The sequence below is a fragment of the Bacillus sp. L_1B0_5 genome, from assembly GCF_000836715.1.
GTDB classification, from domain to species: domain Bacteria; phylum Bacillota; class Bacilli; order Bacillales; family Bacillaceae_G; genus Bacillus_A; species Bacillus_A thuringiensis_S.
Window position 1 is genome coordinate 16,162 of sequence record NZ_JXIS01000100.1, and the last position, 24,495, is coordinate 40,656.

Genomic DNA, 24,495 nt, shown 5'->3' on the forward strand with positions numbered 1-24,495 from the left:
ATTTGAATCGAACTCTATACAAAACAAGTAAGAATCAACTCTTCCTACTATAATCATCATTTTTCATAATATCTTACACTCTTTTCTCTTGTTATCCTTTTTATACCATGTACTGTATTATTTTTGAAAACAATACAGTACATGAAATTTCATACTAAATACATATATATTTATTCGGTTTATAATTAACTATTCAAAAGCAGTTACAATTCTCTCTTTCATTTTCTGTATTACTTCACTGCTCAATACTTTTTGACCAGCAGGAAGTTTTAATATGGCAGCGGCACCTTTACTAAGGTATATTTCTTGATCATTATTTTGATTTACTACCAATATTCCTTGCCCTTCAAATTCGAAATAACTAATATCTTTTGTTTCATTTGTATTATTCTTTATTGCTGTATATAATCCATATAAATCTTTACTTCTATTTTCTCCGCCCGTTCGAATCGGTTCAATATCATTCGCAACAATCATTCCTTCTGGCTGCTCACCCTTCATAATAAACCACAACTTTTCATTTGTTGGTAATAGTAAATACTTAAATTCAGAGCTATTTAAAATTTGCTGTGCTGGAATTGTTTCATAGATTGGTAACGAAAATGGAGATGTTGTTATTTTTTCAAAGCTTAAATTTTCAGAAGAACTTCCCTTACTATATTGATAATCTTTTAATGCGATCGATTGTACCGATTCACTTTTATTTTTTGATGCATAACTAATTTTACTAGCGAAAATAATAACGGTCATTAAACACATGCACGGTATCACAAGCTTAAGTAGTTTTCCCATTTATGAACCCCCGCTTTTAATATTATTAGTTTGCATGGATATTATAAACAGTTTCACTCCACCAAAAATTATTATTGTTATGGAACGTACTGAAATTATGATTATAATGATCACCATACCAAGGGTCCATGTACGTTATATAATCGGTTCCATTTGTCCCTTTATAAAATCCATCAAGTACTAGAAAGTGTCCGATGTTAGCTCCATTTTGCCACATAATGAGTGCAATCATCGGCTGATTACTATTAATTTGACTTTTGAACCACTCATACGATTTTGCTCCAGAACTTATAGCTGAGCTAACACCATATCCCGATAATCCATATTGTATTTCACGTGAAGTTGCAGGATTATTATATGATCCACCCTTAACATACCTAACGTACTGATCTTGTGAAGGAGTTTTCCCAAAATAATTTAAAACTGAGACCGAAGTGCCTGCCCAACACCAATTTGATCTTTCTTGTAATATGTTAGGTACAGATAATTTACGGTCTATTGGTGTACTTGGAGGATTTCCATTAATATACGCTGATGTTACATATACTTTTTTTCCATCTTTAAAATAGTAAAACCAACGATTGTCTAAATTTCCTGTCCAGTAATCTTTAACCGCTTCACCATACTCCCATCCTTTAAAAGATACTTTTGTATTTCCGGGAATCACATCTACAATATTTGCATTCAAACTTTTCGCCTCTCTAACATTTACATTCAATGGAGCTGTTGTCCCTGAAAATTCAACTTCTTCTGCTATTATTTTCTGAACACCAATAAAACTAAATGTGAAGAACAATAAAAACATACAAACAATAAAATGATTTCTTCCCTTCATTTCTCCACCCCTTCATCAGTACTAAAAAACATCAACAATTCATCCTTATTAATTGTTCAAGCTTAATATTACATACTAACGAAAAATGACTTCTCATAAAATGAAACTTTAATCAGTAGGGGTTTTATGCATCACCCACTGTTTATTAGTTAAACCAATCGGGCTGCTCGGCAAATAGCGGGATAAATTCCAATACAAAAAAGGAGCCTATAAATTTTTATAGGCTCCTTTTTATTTCGTCGTTATTACTTAGCTAATTCTTTCGTACCATTCATTACATCAATGAAGAATCCCCAGTTATTCACTACAGAAGAGATACTGATATGTTCATCTGGAGTGTGGACGTTGAAAATGTCTGGTCCGAATGAAATTGCATCTAATTCAGGCATCTTTTGAACGAATGCGCTACACTCAATCCCCGCATGTACAGCGAAGATTTCAATTTCTTTATTGTATTTTTCTTGATGTACTTTTTCAAATAAATTACGAATTTGTGAGTTTGGATTGTATGGCCATTCTGGATACTCTGACTCTATTTCAAATGTAGCACCAACTAATTCAGCAATATATTTGATTTCTTCTGCAACATGTTGTTTTAAACTACTTACAGAACTTCGCACTTCGTTACGTAATTTAATTTCATCTTGCAAAGTTTCAATAACGCCTAAATTTGTTGAACTTTCTACAAGACCTTTAATATCCATGCTCATACTTTGAATACCATTCGGAATTAAGAATAATGATGAAATAAGCTGCTTTTGTGTCTCTTTAGCAAATACTTTTTCAACTGTTCCATCCAATTTTGTCAGTGTAACATGAACATCTGGATCAACAGCACGCATTTCTTCTTGTAATACACGTGTCCATGATTCTAGTTTTTCTTCTACTTGTCCTACATCTTCTGTACGAATTAAAATTGTAGCTACACTTTCACGCGGAATTGCATTCGTTTTTAATCCGCCGTGAACTTCACTTATGTTAAACTCCGTATGTGCTGATAAGTCACGTAATACTCGTCCTAATACTTTGTTCGCATTACCGCGTTGTTTATCAATTTCCATACCAGAATGTCCGCCTTTTAGACCGCCAACATATAGACGGTATGCATCCATATTCGCTGGCGTTTCATCCCAAATTACGGGGATTGTTTCAACAGCTTTCGCACCACCTGCACTACTTACAAGTAATTTATGATCTTCTTCAGAATCAATATTTATAAATATCTTCCCTTCAAAATGATTTGGATCAATAGCAAAAGCCCCGCCCATTGTCGTTTCTTCTTCAGTAGTGATAACGACTTCAAGTGCTGGATGCGTAATTTCTTTTGAATCTAATAAAGCTAATGCATACGCAACTGCAATACCATTATCAGCACCTAAAGTTGTTTGATTTGCATATAACATATCCCCAATGATTCGTAATTCAATTGGATCTTTTTCAAAATCATGTACTGTTGCTTGATTTTTTTCGCAAACCATATCCATATGACCTTGAATAATAATAGCTGGTACATTTTCATAACCAGCTGTTGCTTCTTTTTTAATAATGACATTTAATGCTTCATCTTGAATGACTTCTAAGTTACGCTCTTTTGCAAAGCCCACTAAATAATCACTAATTTCCTTTTCATTACCTGATCCTCTAGGAATCTTTGAAATTTCTGCAAAATGATAAAATACAGGGTGCTTTGTTAATTGTTCTAAAGTAGAATACATTTTTCAAGCTCCTCTCAAAATGAAAAATAGTATGTAAGTCTTTTATCATTATACCATGATTCATTATTTTACCTTTCTTTTAACTTTTATTGTTCATTTTATGTACAACACTCTTACAACATTGTAAGGGTATTGTAATCTATATCGATTTTTCTCATTTAATAATAGCCGTATACTTTTTAAAGAAACACATTAAAGGAGATAAAGAAAATGAAAAAGTTTTTAGCAATTATTACACTATGTTTATTATTTTCTAGTTTTACTATTGGCTGTGAGAGAGCGTCACTAAATAGAATTGGTAAAGATGTATATTACATGCAGATAAAAGGCGAAGGAACTATCGAAAAAGTAGATGGTAGAAACTTACGAAACTATACGCTGCCCGCATATGATAAAGATGGCGTCAAAAAACAAATTACATTTAGAAGTACAAAAAAAGAAAACAATCATAAATTAAATGAAGACGCGTTTTTACGCCTTTATGTAGATCATGATGATAATAATAAAAATGAAATATCATCAATTGAAGTAAAGTCCTATGAAGAGATTCAGAAAGCAGATTTGCCTGAAAAAATAAGAGAAAAGTTTACTATTAAATAAAAAAACAAAAGAAAATGCTCTATGCATTTTCTTTTGTTTTTTTCACATGTATATATTTTGAACTGCTATTATTCATCAGTTTCTCCAACCGATTTATATTCTCCGTTAATGCACCTTTCACAAGAGAGAAATCTGTATTTGATTCTTCTTTTTTTTCTTTAAAAAACGAAGACTTTTGTACATTGACTTCAGCCATCTCTTCTCCCCCTTTTCAAAAAGATACAACCTTTTATTTATATTATATAGCAAATATAGAAAGAATGTACACTTATGATTTTCTTTTTAATTCTTCTTCTAATTCTTCTACTTGCTGCAACGTATCACCTTTTATTAAAGAGAAATCGGTTGTATCTTCGTTATCTTCTTTAAAAAAATCATTGTCATAATCTTTTACCACTACAATCACCTCTACATGCTAGTGTAGGAATGATTGTCCAATTTTATTCAACTTTGTCGGATTTTGTTTTTAATTTATGTATAGAAGAAAAGGACAGAAGAAGATTCTGTCCTTATTTACTAAAATAACTATGATGTATTGTTAAATTATATACATTTTCAAAATCTCGATCTTGCAGGTTATTTTTCTTTCCATCAATAATAATGAAAACGTCACTTACTATTTTTGCTGGTATAATCCCGACATTTTCTACTTGCACCGCTTTCTGCTCATTCAATTGCTCGATATGTTCTAACGGAACGATAATACTAAATTGCGAGCGAATACCCCGAAAGTTTGTATTTAATTCTTTCGCGGCTTCAAAAACAACAATTTTCGCACCAATCTTTTCCCCATATGAATCTAAAAATGCATTTAAGCTCTTTGTATATTCCTCTTCTGTATGCCATTCCATCGTACCGAATACTGATGGGTTAACATTTTGAATAATTATCGTGTATATTTCCCCTCTCGCTTTAGATGCAATTAATGATCGTTTTATTGATTGAACTGTCTTGCCAATATCGGTAAATTTCGCACCCCATATTTCTGAAATATTAGGTGTTAAAATGAACGCAATATCAACAAAAATAACCATTGCAGTAAACATCAAAAGATTTTTCCAGAGGGTTAAATCGATTCCTTTTATCATGAAATACACAGTGACAGATATGATAAACAAACCATACCAAGTCTTTCTAATACGTTGCTTCTTCTCCTCGTACAACTCTTCATTTTTCCAATAAAAGAAAACAAGGACTACAAAGACAATCGCTAAAACAAATAAGCCAATTCGAATGTTAGAGATCATTAATCACATCACCCTCCATTCAAAAACTACTCACGATATCATTACATGCGCAAGCTGCTCTCTTTATGACAAAAGACGTGGACAAGCTTCTAAATTTAGCTACATCGCATATATATTAGAAGGTGCCACGTCTTTTATCCTGCTATTTGTGGGCAATAAGACCCCCACTGATTAAAGTTTTACTTTACCATGAGTCTACATTGTATATGTAGACAAGCATCCATTTCAAATTTTCGTATTAAAAAGAAATATGTTTCGGAATTTCCCCTTCAGGTACTTCTCCATCCATACTTAAATAATAATGACGAATCGGACGTAAATCTTCATCTAATTCATAAACAAGCGGAATGCTAGTTGGAATATTTAATGAAACTACACCATCACTTGAAAGGTTATCTAAGTATTTTACTAGCGAGCGAATTGTGTTACCGTGTGATGAAATAATTACTTTATTACCACTTTTTAATGTCGGCGCAATTTCTGAATGCCAATAAGCAAGTACTCTCTTCTCCGTATCCTCTAAACATTCAGTTAATGGGAATTCACCTTTTTTGAGTGTTTTATATCTTGGATCATTCGCTTCATATCGAGAATCGTCTTCAGTAAGAGCCGGTGGTCTTACATCAACACTTCTTCTCCAAATATGAACTTGCTCCTCACCATATTTTTGAGCAGTTTCATCTTTATTCAACCCCTGCAATGCACCATAATGCCTTTCATTTAGCTTCCAAGATTTATGTATTGGGACCCAAGTAAGATCCATCTCATGAAGTACAATCCATAACGTCCGAATTGCGCGTTTTAATACAGATGTATAAGCCACATCAAAAGTATATCCGTTTTTCTTTAATATTGCTCCTGCTTCTCTCGCTTCACTTAATCCGTTCTCTGATAAATCAACATCTGTCCATCCAGTAAAGCGATTTTCAAGATTCCATAAACTTTGTCCGTGACGAATAAGTACAAGTTTTATCATTATAATTCCCCTTTCGGAAATGTGCATTTTATTGTTCCATTGCGTACACGTATAAAGTATCTAGTAATGTATCTTTTTATCCATTCACTCTATGACCAAACGATAGTTGCCAAATGTATGGATAAAATTTGTTCTTTTTCAAACGATAAAAACAGAAGTTTTTTCATTATTTTTGATCGACTGGTATTTCCCGTTTTGATACCCAAGCATCAAAACCTGATCGGCTATTTGCCATTTCATTCATAACTTGGTGCCAATTGTCCTCACATGATTCACCAAATTTTGAAAAAATAGCACCCATTTGTTGTCTTTGTACATCACTCAGTTTTTTCTCTAAATCTGCACCTTTTTCTGTTAAAGACAACTGTTTTACACGTCGATCATGCATAGCCTCATTACTCTCAATTAAGCCCTTTTCCACAAGTTGACGTAACGGTCCGTGAAGAGCTTGTTTACTTATTTCTAATAGTGATAATAACTCATTTACACTTATCCCTGGAAAACGTGCGATAAAAAATAAAATTCGATGATGTACTCGTTGAATGCCATATTCTTTTATAATTTCATCTGGCTTTTCAGTAAATGTTTTATATGCAAAATAAAATAATGCTAATGCCTCATTCATCTGTTCTTCTTTATGTTGTGTCATCTACTTTCCCCCTGTATGTAAATTATACCACAATCTAGTAATGAATATTTTAATCAACGCATTAGAACTTGTTCAGTCTATTGAAACATTCATTGCATAATTAGGAGCTGATTCATTTGAAAAAACAATACACTGTAAGTACATATTTATTGGATAGACTACACGAATTAGGAATTGAACATATATTTGGGGTTCCTGGTGATTATAATCTTGCCTTTTTAGATGATGTGGTAGCACATGAAAATTTAAAGTGGATTGGCAATTGTAATGAATTAAATGCTGCATATGCAGCAGATGGGTACGCTCGCATAAAAGGAATCGCTGCTCTTATTACTACTTTCGGTGTTGGAGAATTAAGCGCTATTAACGGTATTGCTGGCTCATATGCGGAAAACGTGCCAGTTATAAAAATCACGGGTACGCCACCAACAAAAGTAATGGAAAATGGAGCAATCGTCCATCATACGTTAGGAGATGGAAAGTTCGATCACTTTTCCAATATGTATCGAGAAATCACTGTGGCACAAACAAATGTAACACCTGAGCATGCTGCTGAGGAAATTGACCGTGTTTTACGCGCATGTTGGAATGAAAAACGCCCGGTTCATATTAATTTGCCGATTGATGTGTATAATAAACCAATTAATAAACCTACAGAACCAATTTTATATAAACCGATTTTAAGTAATAAAGAAGCGTTGGATAAAATGCTTCTACATGCCACTTCAATAATAAATAACGCCAAAAAACCTGTAATTTTAGCTGATTTTGAAGTAGATCGATTTCACGCTAAAGAAAATTTACATCAATTCGTAGAAAAAACTGGGTTTCCCATCGCGACGTTAAGTATGGGAAAAGGAATATTCCCAGAAAAACACCCTCAATTTATAGGGATTTATACTGGTGATGTAAGTTCTCCGTACTTGAGAAAAAGAATTGATGAATCTGATTGTATTATTAGTATTGGTGTGAAGTTAACTGATACTATTACAGGCGGCTTCACACAAGGTTTTACAAAAGAACAAGTTATAGAAATTCATCCCTACACTGTGAAAATTATAGATAAAAAATACGGTCCAGTTGTAATGCAGGATGTTTTACAACATTTAAGTGATTCAATTGAGCATCGTAATAAAGATACCCTTGACGTTAAGCCATTTATTTTAGAATCATCACCTTTTACTGAAGAGTTCATTCCAAAAGCACAAATGGTCACACAAAAACGTTTTTGGCAGCAAATGTACCATTTCTTACAAGAAAACGACGTCTTAATTGTAGAGCAAGGAACACCTTTCTTTGGTAGTGCTGCTATCCCTCTACCTAATAACACTGCATATGTAGGACAACCGTTATGGGGATCTATCGGATATACACTGCCCGCTCTACTTGGTACACAGCTCGCCAATTTATCATGGCGCAACATTTTAATTATTGGTGATGGTTCTTTCCAAGTAACTGCCCAAGAGTTATCAACTATACTACGTCAAAATTTAAAACCGATTATATTTTTAATCAATAACAACGGATACACTGTTGAACGTGCCATTCACGGACAAAACCAATCATATAATGACATACAGATGTGGGATTACAATAAACTATCAATGGTATTTGGATCAGAAGAAAAAAGTCTAACATTTAAAGTAGAAAATGAAGCAGAATTAGCAGAAGTCTTAACAAATATAACTTTTAATAAGAATCAACTTATCTTTATTGAAGTTATAATGAGCCAAAGCGATCAACCTGAATTGTTAGCTAAACTCGGGAAAAGATTCGGTCAGCAAAATTCTTAATATAGAAGCATAACCTAATTATACAATTAGTAGTGTAAAACTTGTTTTGAGAATAGTTTCGACACTCAAAATACATAAGGAAAAGGATGGAAAGCACCATCCTTTTCTATTTTAAGAGCATTCTTCGACTAACGCCCCGTATGACAAGCAAAAATTCTTAATCCATCTTTAACTTTATAGCTTTTGTCGCAATAAATGTTTTAATATGCTTATCTAATATCCTTGTCCCACCAAAATCATCCTCATAAAAACCTGTTATAGCAAAACCAGCTTCAATTTGGCCTTGGATTTGGTCTTCTAAAGTATGCGCATATTCTATTGTTTGATTTGAATCGATGTAATCTTGAACTTCATCCTCTGGTAAATAATCCAATGTTGATGAAGGAATTGAATGTTTAACATCAAGAATACCTTTTTGTTCTTGGTTATCATCAAAGATCCATAGTAACGGATTTGTAAATCCAGCAATAAGAATACCTTTATTCTTTAAAACCCTAGAAACTTCATTCCATACAAGATGAACATCTTTTACAAACAAATTAGAGACAGGATTTACTACAATATCAAAATATTCATCCTCAAAATCACCAAGGTCTGACATATCTCCTTGTACGGTTTTTAAAGACAAACCATCCCTTTTTGCTACCTTTTCATCTTGTTCCAATTGCTTCTTAGATATATCAGTTACTGTTACATCTGCTCCAGCAGTAGCTAGAACAGGTGCTTGTTGTCCACCACCTGATGCTAAGCAAAGTATCTTTAATCCATCTAATGACTTTGGAAACCACTCTCTAGGAACTGATTTTTCCGTAGTGACTGTAATCTCCCATTCACCTGATTTGCTTTTCTCAATAACCTCGCTACTTACAGGCTGCGTGTATCTAGAACCTTCTTCAACCTTCTTATCCCATGCATTGCTGTTTTGTTGTGTAGTATCCATCGCGATTAGTCCTCCTAACGATCTAGTTGCATTCAATGTGTAAGCTTAATGCTTTCCTTTTTCTATTAACCTGCCTGATAGTTCATACATAGTTGTCTATATTTATATTAACAGATAAATGCAAAAAATTACCAAAGAATTCTAAAAAGACAAAGAATTACACATCTATTCCATTCATTTAAACTAATCGTAGAATTGGTAAGTTTTAAACAACTCACTTCCACATAAAAAAAGCATTCCAAATCTGTTAACAGTTGGAACGCTTTTTTATGTTATTTCATTTTTCAAGCTTTTAACTAAATCCTTTAAACAAATAAGCTATGCTTTTTCTTTTTTATTCAGCAAGAGTTAACTGCCAAGATACACCATACTTATCATTTAACCAGCCAAACTTTTTACTAAACGGATAAGAACCTAAAGGCATAAGAATTGCTCCACCCTGCGCTAGTTTATGAAAGACCGTTTCAATTTCTTCTTCTGTCTCACAAGTTACATAAAGAGACATAGCTGGAGTGAATGTAAAATTATGATTTACATAACTATCAATACACATAAACTCTTGGCCATTTAGCGTAAAAGTTGCATGAATTACAGTTCCCTCTTTACCAGGTCCATTTTCATCGTAGCGAGAAATACTTACAATTTCCGATTGATCAAATAGCGACGTATAAAAATTCATTGCTTCTTCAGCTTTGCCTTCAAACATTAAAAACGTAGTAATTTTTTGATTTGTGTTACTCATATGGAGACAGCCCCTTGTTATATATTTATGTAAAACATAAGTCGGTCAAAAAACCGAACGTACATTCCTATAAGTGTATTGTCTATAAAAACGATGAGTTTGTCAATTATCTACTTTCTTATTTCTTCTTAAATAATGCTGTCCAAAGAAATGATTCTCCAAACATTTCTTTCGGTTGTTTTATTTGTTTCATCCTTCTAATCTCAATTACCTCAAATTCTTTAAATATCTCTCTTAACTTTTCTTCCGAGTATGCAAGACCACCTTGTAGACTCCATTCTCTATATACGTCCCAATCTGTTATTTCTGATCCATTTCGCTCATCTAAATCGCCTGCCGCAAAACATGTTAATCCGAAATAACCACCCGATTTTAATGAGTTTTTAATTAAATCCACATAATTTATTCTTCTATGCGGTGGAATGTGATGCAAACAACCCGAATCGTATACAAAATCAAATTCGTTTTGAACCTCTAAATTAAAAATCGAATCACAAATAAAATGAATTTCTACCTCTTTTGCCAATGCCCTTTCTTTAGCCCAATTAATGCCTTCTACAGATAAATCCACTGCTGTTACATCAAATCCTTGAGTCGCTAAATAAATGGCATTTCTACCTGGACCACATCCAAGTTCTAATACCTCCCCTTTTAAAACTCTCTCTTTTTGTATATACGAAACTAGATTCTCATCTGGAACATTTTCAAAAAACGGAACATCCTTTTCTCTATTCTCATAAAACTCATTCCAAAAGGGTTCAGCAGGTCTTAATAATGAATCAAGCATTTTTAAAATGTCTTCTTGTGTGTGTAACGTTTCAGTTTTCATTTTTACCCTCCATATTTTAATAGTCAGAAAATTATTATATATCTTTTTGAACTTTCAAACAAAGAAAAAACTCCTACTATTTGTATTGGCTTACTTATCCTATACTTTGAAAATGAATCTATTAATACAGCGATGAATTGGAGTTCTACCGACCCAATATTTTTTTTACTGATATTAACAGCTTGGACCTGTATTGGTGGCCTTATAGGAATGAATACGCCAACTACTGCGAAAACAACGCTTAGAAGTATAATTACAATCACACTTACATTGTTCTTACTTTTGTACTTAATATTAATAATGTGTTTTTAGTATCTTTAATCGCATCATAATTATTAAATTCATTTTTTTGATTTAAATAGAATAAAACTCAATATTCCGTTAATACTGTATATGACATTAGATTTTCTCCTTGTTCCCCCTTGGAGAACCGAGCAGTTAGCGTTTGCTAGCTGCTCTTTTATTTTCTGCAATTGGTTACACTTACCTGATGTTTTTAGCGTAATATTAAGTTAAGATATATAAGAATAAAATATATTTGGCTGTTATACCATTACCCTAGGAAACTAGGGTTTTAATTTCCATAAAATCAAATTTTTGTTAAAAACAATATACTTACCAAATATTGTTTTTGTTTAAAATAACTGCTCTAAATAAATTAGATGCATTTACCAGTATGTTTACCACAACATTCATGTTAAAATCCCTTGTGAGTACGACACAACTCGACCTTATGAAGCCTTACAGCCATTATAGTGGGGCTCTTTTTTTAATTGAATTAACACTTTTGTTTAATTTTCTAACTTTTCCCCACTTTACACCCTTAAATTCATATATAATAATTAATATAGTTGTAGCATTTTGTTATTAGGAGGTGTAATTATGTCATTTGCAGCATGGAGTGCAATTTTTATGACTTTGATTGGAGCAATGTCCGGAGCAATATTTGGTACAATCTCTTCTAAAAATAAGAGCAAAAGTAGGAACTAAAAAACCTAATATTAAAAGTTAATATCTATTTCAGTACCAGCTGATACGCCCTTGACATTTCAGCTGGCATTTTCTATTTAAATAAGAATTTTATTAAAAACTTATATGGATATATTCTCCAATACATAATTAATATATTAGAAGTGTTAGTAATACTAAAAATAATAATGATTTTGTTATACATTTGTTTCGGAATAAGTGCAGTTTTTAGATTAATAAAGGAATTTCAAAAGCCACAGAAAAAACAGTTCTTGATTTTAGTTGATTCTCTAATTTTGATAGGAGCAATATTTTTAATGGCTAGTTTCTTTATCTAAATTACATAAAAAAAACTCCCAGTGAGTGAAACAGCTAGCAAAAGCTAACTGCTTTTTAATTACAATTACTAGTTTGTTTAAATTCACCTTAATTCATATCAAGTTTTCTTAACATTCTCATTAATAACCTTATAATATAATTAAGCTATTTGTATGAGAGGTGATTATTATGAACTGGAAACAAAAATACAATCCAAAATATTTCTTTTACCGAATGTATAGTTATATTTATAAAGCCCTTGATAATATATCATGGTCCTTAAAATAAAGCTTTTGTTCACTTTTGTTGATACATTTACGAAACATTCATGTGTTATCTTCATTAAGTTCTTTTCTTTTATAATGTCGTGTGAGATATACCAACAGATTAAGCCCTAGCCCCCCTAATACTAGGGCTTTTTTTATAAGAATTTTATACATTTTATTATTTCCAGTAAACTTTTCAAATTGTATATACATAATATAAAATTTTTATGTTGTTATATTTTTTGATAGCCTCTTATCTTTCCGTAAAAGGCCCTTTTTTCAAATAACACTTTTGTTTAATTTATATTTAAGAAGTTCCTTTTCATAAAAACTTCCCTTATATGCTATACTCATTCTTAAATAATTGTATAAGGAATGTTAAAAATGGATGATAGATCGTCAAGACAATGGAAAATGCGACAAAAGTTAAAAGCACTGAAAACAAAAAACAGAAATGATACAAACCCTTTGTTTAATGAATGCCTTGAATCCCTAGGAAACGAAACTCTCATTTTCTCCCAAGAAAAAAGCCAACAGATTGCTACTATTTTAATGAATTCATTTCCTATAACTGTCTCGGGAAGAATAGATTGGGAACAGATAGATAATCAATTCATAGCTTCGAACAAAGAACAACTAATTTCCCTTATTAGAGCAAACCAACTAGATTTTGACGAACAGATTTTTATAATATGGGATAACTATGAAATCCCTGTAGTAAGTACAAATCTTGATAAAGTATTCCAATCACTAGTTGACGTTGATGCAGTCAGTTTTTATTACTGGCTATTAGACAAAGAATATAGATTCGTAATTGAAATAAATGATGAAGAATTGATTAGGGTTGGGTTTCACTAATACTCTAAGCATATGAGGCTAGTTCCCTTCATTTCTTAATATTTTCTTCGTCACTATAGCTATTAATATCATTATGAAACTAATAGCAAATATAGGTAAATAAATTTTCGTACTGAATCGTTCAAACATAAAACCATATACGACTTGCCCAATTGGTGCCATACATTGAGATACCGCTGTTATAAATGCCATCACTTTTCCTAGATTTTCATTTGGTGTTTTCTTTTGGACTACAGTAATCACATAGATGGATACAATTGTCATAATCATTGCGATTAGAAGAGAAGAAAGTATAAAGAGGATAAATGGTGGATAGTATCCTAAATTAAGAGTAAACGGTGTAACTGATAGTGCCACTGGTATTACTAATAAAGCTATGATAAGCATCCAATTATATAATGTTTTCATCTGTAACTTTTTAGCAAAGAAACCGATTGACAATGCACCTAATATAGTTGCAAAATCAATTAATCCCATTCCAATTCCATACATCGTATCGCTACTCTGCATAGTTACTCGTAATATAATAGGTCCTCCAACAACAAATAACGGTGTCAAAATTAAGTTTAGTAAAGCTGCAAGTAACATAGCCTTCAAAATAAAAGATTGTTTTAAAACATAAAGAAAACCTTCTTTCATATCTTTTACAATTATCGGTACGATATGGCCTTCCTGTATTCTTTTTATAAATGGTATTGTAATAAACATTTCTAAAATTGCAGATAAAAAGAAAGCGAGACAACTTATTATTACGAGCATTTTCAAACCAATTATGCCGTATAATATTCCTCCTAGTACAGGTGCAACTATATTAGATAATGCTTGCACACCATTTACGATACCGTTTGCTTGTTCTAACTTTTTCTCTGGAACTAATTGAGGAATACTCGCCATTACAACTGGTGCGTACATTGCACTAACGACTGCTAGTAAAAACATAATTGTTCCAATCATTAAAATAGATACCGATTCAGTTAATAACAAAACTATAAAACTTAATACAATAGCAGCGTTTATAAAATCAAAAATGACCATTACATTACGGCGGTTGAAACGATCTGCTATTGCTCCGCCAAGAGGTGCTAGCAGAAACGGAATACTCGTTACCGCATATAACCCTGCGAATATATCTGCACGCCCTGTTATATCTAGCACATATAGTGAGAGAGCAAAACGTAATAGTGTTGAACCTAAAATAGTAATAATTTGACCACTTACCATTAAGTGAAAATCTTTCAAGGAAGATTGAATACTTGCTGGCATCCTCGTCACATCCTTCATTTAACCTAGACCGACTGTCGGTCGATAATACTCAAACAGAAAATCACTATTTCTGTTTAATTAAAACTTCCATCATATAATCAAAAGATCCCTCTTTCGCTCCGACAGATGCTTCCATCATTTTGATATAAGCTTTAGCTCTGTTTATCATTTCTTCAGGTTTCCACTGGAATAAACCATCATCAAATATGACTTGCGCTGAGGAAATTAACAGTTCAATCGTTTCTTGTGGGTATGAGGTACAAAATATGCCTTCTTCTATTCCTTGCTCTAAAACTTCCGTTAATACAGGAGATAAATGTATAATGGACTGCACTAAACTTTTCTGATGCATTTCTGCATTATTTGGTTGATGGAATTGTTCAATCATTTTATCTTTTACATCTCCCGATTTTGGTGATTGTTCCATTAAAATTTTAAATAACTTATCTAAAACTGGAATATCGGGATTGGAGACAATCCTTTTCGCCTTAGTGACATCCTCTTTAATAATCCTCATAATGATTTCATCCATTACTTCCTCCTTCGACTTAAAATAATGATAAAACGTCCCCTTTGCTATACCAATTTCTTTTAAAATGTCATTCACGGTTGTTTTCGTATAGCCTTTCGTAAGAAACAAACGCTCAGCTATTTCTAAAATTTCCTTTCTACGCTCCTCATACTCCTTTACAATTCGCATTCAAGTTCTCCTTCTCACTAGACCGACTGTCGGTCTATTAAAATTATATGTTTAGTTTGCAAAAAGTTTCCTATTATCGTACATATACAACACCATACTTTCTATTTCCTTTATGGATTTTTTTAAATATTTTAATACGGTGAATGAAATTTCAAGAATTACTCTTTAACACCTCCCTTGTACTTGTATCGACTTCTTTGTATAAAAAAAGAGCCGCAACGCTTTGCGACTCTTTGACAATAATACCTATTTAACGGCCACGTCGTTGCTGACCTTGCTTTGTACTACCTTTTTTATTACTTGGCTTATTAAATGATCGGTTGTTTTCATTTCTCGAACTATTTCTTGAATCATTTCTTGAGCTATTTCTAGAATCACGTCTTGATTCACTTCTTGAACCTTCGCGGCTATCTCTTTGACGATTTTGACCTGATTTCTTCGGAGCCGGCTTTGGTACCGGTTTTCCATTTTCATCTACACGTTTTATCTTCGGTTGTTCAATTATTTCTCTTTGTATTGGTGCACCAAGCGTTTTTTCAATTTCTTCTAAATGTTTTTCATCTTTCGCTGCAACGAACGTAATTGCAAGACCTGATCCACCTGCACGTCCTGTTCGGCCAATGCGGTGAATATAACTTTCTACATCTTCAGGGATATCAAAGTTAAATACGTGCGTTACACCATCTACATCAAGTCCACGAGCTGCTACATCCGTTGCGATTAAGTACTGAATTTTAGCTTCGCGGAAACTCTTCATAACTCTTTCACGTTTCGCTTGAGGTATATCACCATGAAGTTCAGCACAATTATAACCTAGTCCTTTTAAATTATCATAAAGCTTACTTGCTCTAACCTTTGTACGACAGAAAATAACTGCTAAAAATGGCTGATCACGATCCATAACAAAACGAAGTGCATCTGGCTTTGCACGATCTGTCGTCTCAATGACACGCTGCTCAATTGTATCTACCGTTACTTCTTCACTTTGTACTTGAATCATTTGCGGCTCATCCATATAACGCTTCGCCAATTTTTTAATATCTTTTGGCATCGTTGCTGAGAATAACATCGTTTGTTTACTACCAGGTGTCTCATCTAAAATATCTTCAATATCATATAAGAAACCGAAATAAAGCATTTGATCCGCTTCATCTAGTACAATCGTTGAAAGATTACTTAAATCAATTGTTTCACGTCGTATATGATCTAATAATCTTCCTGGTGTTGCAACAACAATATGTGTATTACCTTTTAATTTTCTCAACTGTTGTGCTACATCTTGCCCACCATAAATCGCTAGTACATTAATATCTTCTCTTTGAACAAGCATTTTTTTAATTTCAGTTGTAATTTGCAGGGCTAGTTCCCTTGTTGGTGCAACAATTAAAGCCTGAACATCACTAGACTCTGGATCGATTTTTTCTAAAATCGGTAACACGAATGCTAACGTTTTACCCGTTCCTGTTTTCGCCTGCCCAATAATATCTTTACCTGACATAATAACAGGGATTGCCTGCTCTTGAATTGGTGTTGCTTCTGTAATTCCATTTTCACGTAATGTATGATTAAAAGTTTCACTAATTCCTAATTCTAAAAAGTTTTTCAAATAGACCACTTCTTTTCCTTATTTTTCACATTAGCTTTCATTGTACCATTTGTTTCGCCAAATATGAAAAATAAAAAAATTCTTATCTTCTTTTTTTATATTCATCCTGTACTAGATGAACAAATTCTTTTTGCTTTTTCTCGGATTTTATTAATGCTTGCATATTAGTAGAAGACAAAATGAACTTCTTAATTTTTCTATTACTCCAAATTAAACTTGTATACTTTGTATCTTCGTGTAGCCTTCGAAACCACTCAAATTCACTTAATTTGGAAATATGATGTTTTAATTTCATGTCATTTCGAGGATAAAATAAAATTATACCCATTATTACATCAAGCAATAAACTCATCTTCTCCCCCCTATACATATATATTTCAAATTTACGGAAATATAGTTATAGGGTGATGGAATTGAACACTACATTCATAAAGATATTTTGCATATTTTTCTTACTATATTTTCAATCGACCTCAATTATTATGGCAAAATCTCGAACAAATGTGATAAGTGAATTTAAACAAGCTTTACTCAAAAATGATAAAAAATTAATGCAGTCATATGTAACAGAAGGAGTTGAACTACCTACTTTCCAAAAGGAAAAACCTATTCATGAAATTAAAATAGTACCATCTCCAAAAGAAGATACTACAATTCTTATTTCTTATTTCAAAGGCACTAATAATGAATTTACTGTCGGTTTCATTTTAAAAATAGTAACAAAAAATAATAAAATATCTCAAATCAATCAAATTTATGATGACAATCCACTTATGAAAGAAGCTACTATCGTAAAAGAATATGAAATGAAGTGTAAGGAACATATACTTACTCCTACAAAATTCCCGTTCGAAATTCACGAATTTCAAGGGTACATCTATAACGATTACTTAAACCTCCAATACTACAATGAAGATATTAATGGGATTTTCAAAATCACTGTTTCACCAGTTCAAAATAAATTAGGCTTCTATGTACATAGGAGAGCTAAGTTCTACAGCTTAAAAAATAATATAAAAGCATTATATAATCCTCATTTCGATTCAGCATATAAGCTTATCTTTCAGCAGAATGGTTTTCAATATACAATTGCAATTGGTAACAAACGCTATATACAAGGAAAATATAACGTAAAGGATTTAATTCAAATTGCAGAATCTATGAATTAAAAAACCAATCTTTTCTATATCGAAAAGATTGGTTTTTTATTATTTTATACAGTAAGCTTTCCTCCATGATAGCAATAATACTGTGCTGCTTTAAGACTTTTAATCCTATTTAAAGACTGTTCCGCCCTTTCTATATCTAAACAAAAATTCGGATTAGCTATAACTAACTCTCGATTCTCTTGAACCGCTGCATCTCCTGTAATTACACAGTCTAAATTGGGAAAATATAATGAAATATGCCCCGAGGTATGTCCTGGCGTTTCCACTACTTGACATTCATTATTCAAAATCATTTGACCATCATGTACTTTTTCATCGACGGAAATATGTTTTATATTTTTTAACTGTTGTATAAACCATTTACCAAATTCTTTTTCTTCATTTGGCATACGTTCTAACATTTCTTCAGCTTGAACTAACCTCTCTGATTTTATATCACCGTTAATATAGTTAGATTCAATTTCACTAGCAATAACATTAATATTTGGATATTTCACTTTGAAATCATATAAAGATCCTATATGATCGTCATCATAATGGGTAATAATTATATTCTTTAAGTTTTTCATCTCATATCCATGTTTTAATATTGCATTTTCAATTAAAGGTAAAAAACTTGGATATCCTGTATCGACTAACGTTAATTCATTATGTAATATAATTAAACTTGGATAAATACATTGTTTTTGCCCGTTAAATTCGAATTCAATTGGTAGTTCTATTATTTTCATTTTTCTTCCCCCATACCGCTTATAAAATGCATAATAATAACTAAATCGCCCACATACATTTTACAATATATATACTATGTAACGGAACACTGTGAATCGTTGCATAATCCACATTATAATATTTTGAACAGGTATTCCCCTATTTTTATGGAAATATATAATTAAGAAAAACAATAAAATTGATTAATCTCTCACTTCTTTGTCCATCCTTTTAAAAAATCTATGTTTTTGTAAAAGGAGTGTTTATATGGAGAAACAGACACTTTGGAAAAAGTTCAAAAAAAGCTCTGTAAACCTCGGTAAATCCAGCGTATATGAAAGTATTATCTTATTCTACACAATGAAAAAGAAAGAATTACCTACTAAAGCGAAATTCATAATATTAGCCGCTTTATCTTATTACGTATTAGCAATTGATTTCATTCCAGATATAGCTGCTATTATTGGGATTGGCTTATTAGATGATGTTTTAGCAATCGCTGTAGCGCATAAATACGTTATGAGACACGCAGATGCTGAAATTCGAGAGAAGAGCAAAGTAAAGATGGAATCATTATTTACTTCAGCACAAGCATAATTAAACTATCTAGTCATTTACCATGAGAGCATTGCAGAATAAATTCCTAAACAGTAAAAGAATTTCTCTTAGTCCTCAAACCGTAAACAAATAGGGTGTCAGCACTTGTTCCTAAGTTCTGGCACCCTTTTATTTGTTCTTATTTCTATCTGTTATATAGTTGCATGTGTCCCCTTATACAAAACTGCTATTGCCGCGACTATAAGGATCACACCCATAAAAGCAGGTGCAGCATGACCAAGCGATACATAGATTTGCCCTCCAATAATAGGACCAATCATTCTTGCTAAAGCTTGAATAGATTGGCTTCCACCTTGAATCCTTCCTTGTTCACTAGAACTAACAGACTTTGAAAGCATCCCGTTGAATGAAGGCCCGAAAATTGAATCCCCAAAACCATACATCAGCATTCCAACGATAAGTAGTGGATAGAGTGAAAACAAAGCTGATGCCGCAATAAAACTGTATCCTATAATCTCCGAAACCATCCCAAGAATTGCTATTTGTTTATCACTAAGCTGGATCAAAAGCTTTGGCATGATAAAACTTTGTGAAAAGATGTCTTGAAAGCCCAAAATTGAAAACATAAGTCCGATTAATGCAGGTTTCCAACTGAAAGTATCCATTGTAAATTGCGTGAAAATTGCTTGTAAAGATCCGTTAGGTATCCAAAGTAAAAACGCTGAGACAAGTAACCATTTTAAACTTTTCATGGAAAGTATGTTTGCTAGCTGTGCAAAAGGATTTAACCTTACAAAAGTAATCTCTTTCAACCTATTATTTTTTTCAAGGCTCTCAGGCATATATTTGATCCCATATACAACATTTATTAACGTTATGATTGCACCAAAATACATAGGTACAGTATCACCAAATTTGGCAAGTATCCCCCCAATGGTTGGGCCAATGATAGTTCCCGCACCTACAACTGCACTCACCCATCCAAAGTATTTCGTTCTCTGCTCTTTTGGAATGATGTCTGCAAAATATGCGAAGATAGTACTTATGCTCCCGCCTGTTATTCCTTCTATTATGCGTCCAGCAAATAGTACCCATAAAGCTCCTCCTATTCCAAAAACTAAGTACCCAATTGCAGAACCAAATAAGCATATTAAAAGTAATGGACGACGGCCATACTTATCGCTTAAAGCCCCGAGTACTGGGGCAGCTAAAAACACGCAAGCCGCATATACGGAAGTTAGTAGTGTTACAACTAATGCTTGTTCTTCCGGATTACTTATATATGGCTGTACTAAGAATGGGACTACAGGCATAATGATACTGAAACCTATACCACAAAGAAATACAGAAATAAGTCCGAATAGTAAAGCATGTTTATCTATGCTTTTTTCAGTTTCCCTTTCATTTTGTGATCTAAATATAGACATTTAACTTCTCTCCTTAAAATACTTTGTTGCTTCGTCAACAAAATAATAACTCCGTTTTGTTGATTGGTCAACAAAAATGACATAACAAAAAAGCAGCCTATTCGCATTAGAGTAGGGCTGCCATTTCATTATTAAAATGTATTACGATTTAATATGTATACCTTGTTTCTTTATTTCTGCATCCAAATGTCTACTATACTTTTCCACGAAACTAATTATACTGTCGAATTCTTCTTTAGTTACTTGCTCAAATACAGCTTTATCCCGCTCATGAAACTCTTTGTGCAGATTTTCATGGATTTTATAAATTTCTTTCCCTTCTTCCGTAAGCCTAAAATAAATTTCTTTCTTATTTTCTGACTTTTGGTAGCTTTCAATAAAACCTTTTTGTATGAGCTTCTTAGTCATTCTACTTATAGCACCGCGAGTCACATAAAAAGCCTCTGCGAGTTGTGTCACGTTAGAATCTGCATTGTTTTCAATATATTCAATGCAGTGAACTTCAGAAGACTTAAAACCTTTAAGACCTTCTTCCATCTTATCTTTATTAAGCCAAACCAGCTTATTATATAATTCCCTGAAACCGTTCATGACCTGTTCTTCTTTATTCATGACCTGCCCTCCTCACCGCTCATTAGCACATTAAAACTATTATATTAAATTTCTGCTTATGTTTCGACAATATCGAAATAATTATTGTAACATTCAAGATATGTGTAAAAATTGGCGCTTAAATAAAACCATTCATTAAACAGCAAATTTATTGCTACTTACAGTAAACGGTAGACAAAAAGTAAGAGCTAAGATTATTTCTCTTAGCTCTTCTTTCATAAAACTATTTCACTTCATTAGCGACAAAAAAGTGCTCACATACACTTGATATACGCTGTAAGTCTACGTTCCCACCGGATATAACAGCTACTACTTTTTTTCCTTTTATATAACTATCAACTTTTCTTGCAAGAAGTGCAGCAGTTGCTAATGCACCTGCACCTTCTACAACAGCTTTCCCACGTTGTAATAAATCTTTCATCGCTACTTCAAGTTCTTTTTCTGATACAGTTACAATATCATCTACTAATTCTTTTACAATTTCAAATGTTAATTCCCCTGGTATTTTAACAGCGCAACCATCTGCAATAGTAGGCGCCTCATAATGTTCTACGATTGCTCCTTTATCGTAAGATGCCTTCATTCCATGAACATTATCTGCTTGGACACCAATTATATTAATCGATGGATTAAAAGATTTTAATGCTACAGAAATACCAGAAATAATTCCGCCTCCACCTATTGGTACAATGACAGTATCTACATCCCACATATCATCAAGAATATCTAATCCAATTGTACCTTGACCAGCCATTACCTCTACATCATCATATGGATGTAAGTATGTCTCACCTGTTTCCCTTATAATTTCTTCACATTTTGCCTTTGCATCATCAAAGGTTTCACCATGTAAAATCACTTCAGATCCATATCCTTTTGTTGCTTCAACTTTTGCCTGAGGTGCAGAAATTGGCATAACAATTTTACTCTTAATACCGAGTAAATGAGCAGATAATGCAACTCCTTGTGCATGATTACCTGCTGAACATGCAATTACACCTCTTTCTTTTTCTTGATCCGTGAGCCGCGACATTTTATTAAATGCGCCACGAAATTTAAAAGAACCCGTTAATTGCATATTTTCTAATTTCAAATGAATTTCTCCGCCCGTTTTACTAGTCAAGTAAAACGATTTTACTAATGGCGTTTTACGAGCATTTCTATCTAGAATCTTGTGAGCTTTTTTAATATCGTCTATATGTAATGGTAGTTTTCTAGTTATCATACTTACACCTCTTCCACTGTTCTATTCCTAAGTTTTCGTAAGTCGTAGCTCCTTTATACGAAAAGAAAAAGTCTTTATATATGTACCCCACTCTGAAATAAACACATTTGCAAACAATTTAACATCCTCTTCATATCACGTTCTTTATAATGATTTAAACATGCAATTTGGATCCAATTATTCTTTTGTAAATAAGATGACTCATAATGAACGATGTATCCTTGTAATGCTAATGCATCGCCTACTACTTTAGAAGAATGATCTTCGCTCAATACAATAGTAAGTATAATTGGCGCGGCATGTTCTTTAGGTGAAACAAGCTTTAAGCCCATATCAGTAATAACTTCTTCAACATAATCGTATGTCTCTTTAATTTTTACAAATGCCTTTTCATCTTCAAATCTCTTCAACGCTTCTTGCAATGCATAAATTAAATTCCATGATTGTGAGTATGGAATGCTTTCATTTTCTTCATACATACCAATGTCCATATAGGCCGGCACAGCCTCGTTTATTTTTACAATGTGGTTATGAAAAACGAAAGAAATTCCTGTATATGATTTAATCGCTTTACCGCTAACACCACTTGCAAAATACACATCCTTCAAGTCTATTGGTATTGCTCCAATTGAGCTTATGCAATCTACACATAGTTTCATTTGATTCTCGTTACAAAGAGTGTTTAGCTCGTTTAAATCGTTTAACATTCCAGTAGATGTTTCATGATGAACAAACCAAAGCCATTCATAATTTCCAGTTGTCATGATTTCTTCTAATTCGGTATAAATAAATGGATCTCCCATTTCCTTTTTATAAGTATCAAAATGTAACTGTGCTCGTTTTGCATGTCCAACTAATCTATTACCAAATTCCCCATTTGTTAATACTAGTCCTTTCCCTTTTAAAGAACGTAACTGTAAAGCGATCGCATCATTTGCTAACGTCCCTGTTCCTAACATAAGCTGTACATGTTTTGCTTTTGTCATGTAAAGTAACCGTTTTTTCACATTGTCCATCATCACTTGAAATGACTTAGAGCGATGCGAAATAGGCCGCGTAGAAAATGCCTTTCGAACGTTCTCTTCAATATCTACTGGACCAGGTAAAAACGTATATTCTTTCGTCATAATCCCCCCAACGCTCGATTCTTCAAACATAGCAGGGGTAACATACATTGGCTGGAAGGCCGCTTCTTCTGTACCAACTAACGTATGGAAAACTTTGAATCCCATTTGCTCATATAAAGCTAGTTCACGTGTTGTTGCAGAAATGAGTGCCAATTCATATCCATTTAGAAGCAAATAACGATGTAGAAAACGAATTAATCCTAATAACGCTCTTCCATTCCTATATTCACGTTCTACTGAAAGTAAACGAATTTCATACACTTTTTCTCCATGCTCTTGCAAATAAATATCTAAATTTGAAATTTTATAATCTAACGAGAATGGTCGTTTTCCCCGCACCGCGACCATACCTACTAATCTATCCTCATCTAAACAAATTAAATATGTATTTTCTTCATGAAACCGATCTATACGAAACCGGTCTTTCGTTTCTTCATGTTGCGGAATCTCTTCTACAAAAGTTTTATAATTCAATTTATGTATACTTTCAAATTCCCAATCTTGATCAGCAACTTTATAAATTAACCCCATGCCTTATCTCCTTTATCTATTTAATAAAAAATGATAA

At 32.8% G+C, this 24,495-nt stretch carries 25 protein-coding genes; 5 read left to right on the plus strand and 20 right to left on the minus strand.

The window, feature by feature from the left end; all coding sequences use genetic code 11:
- Positions 1 to 189 precede the first annotated feature (189 nt).
- From RT27_RS26095 to pepD, 3 genes are all read right to left on the minus strand, one after another.
- Positions 190 to 792 (minus strand): hypothetical protein, encoded by a 603-nt coding sequence (locus RT27_RS26095; RefSeq protein WP_043938114.1) that lies wholly within the window; start codon positions 790 to 792, stop codon positions 190 to 192.
- Between the two features lie 25 nt (positions 793 to 817).
- The gene (locus RT27_RS26100) at positions 818 to 1,627 is read right to left on the minus strand and encodes a papain-like cysteine protease family protein (protein WP_043938116.1); all 810 of its coding nucleotides are present in this window, start codon (positions 1,625 to 1,627) and stop codon (positions 818 to 820) included.
- 245 nt (positions 1,628 to 1,872) lie between these two features.
- Positions 1,873 to 3,342 (minus strand): beta-Ala-His dipeptidase, encoded by a 1,470-nt coding sequence (pepD, locus tag RT27_RS26105; RefSeq protein ID WP_043938118.1) that lies wholly within the window; start codon positions 3,340 to 3,342, stop codon positions 1,873 to 1,875.
- 210 nt (positions 3,343 to 3,552) lie between these two features.
- Between pepD and RT27_RS26110 the strand changes: the two genes are divergently transcribed.
- Positions 3,553 to 3,942, plus strand: a complete 390-nt coding sequence (locus RT27_RS26110) for a YxeA family protein (protein ID WP_043938120.1) — start codon at positions 3,553 to 3,555, stop codon at positions 3,940 to 3,942.
- A gap of 19 nt (positions 3,943 to 3,961) precedes the next feature.
- Here RT27_RS26110 and spoIISB read toward each other — a convergent pair whose 3' ends face one another.
- The 5 genes from spoIISB to RT27_RS26135 form a co-directional block, all read right to left on the minus strand.
- The gene (spoIISB, locus tag RT27_RS26115) at positions 3,962 to 4,138 is read right to left on the minus strand and encodes a stage II sporulation protein SB (protein WP_016081622.1); all 177 of its coding nucleotides are present in this window, start codon (positions 4,136 to 4,138) and stop codon (positions 3,962 to 3,964) included.
- 72 nt (positions 4,139 to 4,210) lie between these two features.
- The gene (locus tag RT27_RS26120) at positions 4,211 to 4,339 is read right to left on the minus strand and encodes a hypothetical protein (protein ID WP_000237818.1); all 129 of its coding nucleotides are present in this window, start codon (positions 4,337 to 4,339) and stop codon (positions 4,211 to 4,213) included.
- A 112-nt stretch (positions 4,340 to 4,451) separates the two neighbouring features.
- The gene (locus RT27_RS26125; RefSeq protein WP_043938122.1) at positions 4,452 to 5,189 is read right to left on the minus strand and encodes a type II toxin-antitoxin system SpoIISA family toxin; all 738 of its coding nucleotides are present in this window, start codon (positions 5,187 to 5,189) and stop codon (positions 4,452 to 4,454) included.
- Positions 5,190 to 5,427: 238 nt separating this feature from the next.
- A complete protein-coding gene (gene gpmA, locus RT27_RS26130) occupies positions 5,428 to 6,165 on the minus strand; it encodes a 2,3-diphosphoglycerate-dependent phosphoglycerate mutase (protein ID WP_016081624.1) in 738 nt (245 codons plus the stop codon).
- Between the two features lie 166 nt (positions 6,166 to 6,331).
- Complete coding sequence (locus RT27_RS26135; RefSeq protein WP_016081625.1) at positions 6,332 to 6,814, minus strand: MarR family winged helix-turn-helix transcriptional regulator; 483 nt, start codon at positions 6,812 to 6,814, stop codon at positions 6,332 to 6,334.
- A 107-nt stretch (positions 6,815 to 6,921) separates the two neighbouring features.
- Between RT27_RS26135 and RT27_RS26140 the strand changes: the two genes are divergently transcribed.
- Positions 6,922 to 8,607, plus strand: a complete 1,686-nt coding sequence (locus tag RT27_RS26140; protein WP_082044935.1) for an alpha-keto acid decarboxylase family protein — start codon at positions 6,922 to 6,924, stop codon at positions 8,605 to 8,607.
- Between the two features lie 157 nt (positions 8,608 to 8,764).
- On the opposite strand, the gene RT27_RS26145 is transcribed toward RT27_RS26140, so the two are convergent.
- From RT27_RS26145 to RT27_RS26155, 3 genes are all read right to left on the minus strand, one after another.
- Entirely contained in the window at positions 8,765 to 9,547 is a 783-nt protein-coding gene (locus tag RT27_RS26145; RefSeq protein ID WP_043938126.1) for a class I SAM-dependent methyltransferase, read from the minus strand.
- A 334-nt stretch (positions 9,548 to 9,881) separates the two neighbouring features.
- A complete protein-coding gene (locus RT27_RS26150; RefSeq protein ID WP_043938129.1) occupies positions 9,882 to 10,289 on the minus strand; it encodes a VOC family protein in 408 nt (135 codons plus the stop codon).
- A 118-nt stretch (positions 10,290 to 10,407) separates the two neighbouring features.
- The gene (locus RT27_RS26155; RefSeq protein ID WP_029442311.1) at positions 10,408 to 11,118 is read right to left on the minus strand and encodes a class I SAM-dependent methyltransferase; all 711 of its coding nucleotides are present in this window, start codon (positions 11,116 to 11,118) and stop codon (positions 10,408 to 10,410) included.
- A gap of 1,937 nt (positions 11,119 to 13,055) precedes the next feature.
- Between RT27_RS26155 and RT27_RS26160 the strand changes: the two genes are divergently transcribed.
- A complete protein-coding gene (locus tag RT27_RS26160; protein ID WP_043938131.1) occupies positions 13,056 to 13,529 on the plus strand; it encodes a hypothetical protein in 474 nt (157 codons plus the stop codon).
- A gap of 18 nt (positions 13,530 to 13,547) precedes the next feature.
- On the opposite strand, the gene RT27_RS26165 is transcribed toward RT27_RS26160, so the two are convergent.
- From RT27_RS26165 to RT27_RS26180, 4 genes are all read right to left on the minus strand, one after another.
- Positions 13,548 to 14,792 (minus strand): MFS transporter, encoded by a 1,245-nt coding sequence (locus tag RT27_RS26165; RefSeq protein ID WP_043938133.1) that lies wholly within the window; start codon positions 14,790 to 14,792, stop codon positions 13,548 to 13,550.
- Between the two features lie 64 nt (positions 14,793 to 14,856).
- Positions 14,857 to 15,492 (minus strand): TetR/AcrR family transcriptional regulator, encoded by a 636-nt coding sequence (locus tag RT27_RS26170; protein ID WP_043938135.1) that lies wholly within the window; start codon positions 15,490 to 15,492, stop codon positions 14,857 to 14,859.
- A 250-nt stretch (positions 15,493 to 15,742) separates the two neighbouring features.
- On the minus strand, positions 15,743 to 17,107 hold the full coding sequence (locus tag RT27_RS26175; RefSeq protein WP_016081633.1) for a DEAD/DEAH box helicase: 1,365 nt from the start codon (positions 17,105 to 17,107) through the stop codon (positions 15,743 to 15,745).
- 73 nt (positions 17,108 to 17,180) lie between these two features.
- Positions 17,181 to 17,450 (minus strand): hypothetical protein, encoded by a 270-nt coding sequence (locus RT27_RS26180; RefSeq protein ID WP_043938138.1) that lies wholly within the window; start codon positions 17,448 to 17,450, stop codon positions 17,181 to 17,183.
- Positions 17,451 to 17,505: 55 nt separating this feature from the next.
- Here RT27_RS26180 and RT27_RS26185 point away from each other — a divergent pair, with 55 nt between their 5' ends.
- Positions 17,506 to 18,267, plus strand: coding sequence for a hypothetical protein (locus RT27_RS26185; protein WP_082044938.1), 762 nt, complete (start codon positions 17,506 to 17,508; stop codon positions 18,265 to 18,267).
- 44 nt (positions 18,268 to 18,311) lie between these two features.
- On the opposite strand, the gene RT27_RS26190 is transcribed toward RT27_RS26185, so the two are convergent.
- Entirely contained in the window at positions 18,312 to 18,998 is a 687-nt protein-coding gene (locus tag RT27_RS26190) for an MBL fold metallo-hydrolase (RefSeq protein ID WP_043938142.1), read from the minus strand.
- 247 nt (positions 18,999 to 19,245) lie between these two features.
- On the opposite strand from RT27_RS26190, the gene RT27_RS26195 reads away from it, so the two are divergent.
- Positions 19,246 to 19,575 (plus strand): DUF1232 domain-containing protein, encoded by a 330-nt coding sequence (locus RT27_RS26195; RefSeq protein WP_016081636.1) that lies wholly within the window; start codon positions 19,246 to 19,248, stop codon positions 19,573 to 19,575.
- Positions 19,576 to 19,727: 152 nt separating this feature from the next.
- On the opposite strand, the gene RT27_RS26200 is transcribed toward RT27_RS26195, so the two are convergent.
- From RT27_RS26200 to RT27_RS26215, 4 genes are all read right to left on the minus strand, one after another.
- The gene (locus RT27_RS26200; RefSeq protein ID WP_029442303.1) at positions 19,728 to 20,963 is read right to left on the minus strand and encodes a tetracycline resistance MFS efflux pump; all 1,236 of its coding nucleotides are present in this window, start codon (positions 20,961 to 20,963) and stop codon (positions 19,728 to 19,730) included.
- A gap of 141 nt (positions 20,964 to 21,104) precedes the next feature.
- Positions 21,105 to 21,575, minus strand: a complete 471-nt coding sequence (locus tag RT27_RS26205; protein ID WP_016077732.1) for a MarR family transcriptional regulator — start codon at positions 21,573 to 21,575, stop codon at positions 21,105 to 21,107.
- 223 nt (positions 21,576 to 21,798) lie between these two features.
- Positions 21,799 to 22,800, minus strand: coding sequence for a bifunctional threonine ammonia-lyase/L-serine ammonia-lyase TdcB (gene tdcB, locus RT27_RS26210; protein ID WP_029442301.1), 1,002 nt, complete (start codon positions 22,798 to 22,800; stop codon positions 21,799 to 21,801).
- 74 nt (positions 22,801 to 22,874) lie between these two features.
- A complete protein-coding gene (locus tag RT27_RS26215; protein WP_043938145.1) occupies positions 22,875 to 24,458 on the minus strand; it encodes an aminotransferase class V-fold PLP-dependent enzyme in 1,584 nt (527 codons plus the stop codon).
- Positions 24,459 to 24,495: the final 37 nt, after the last annotated feature.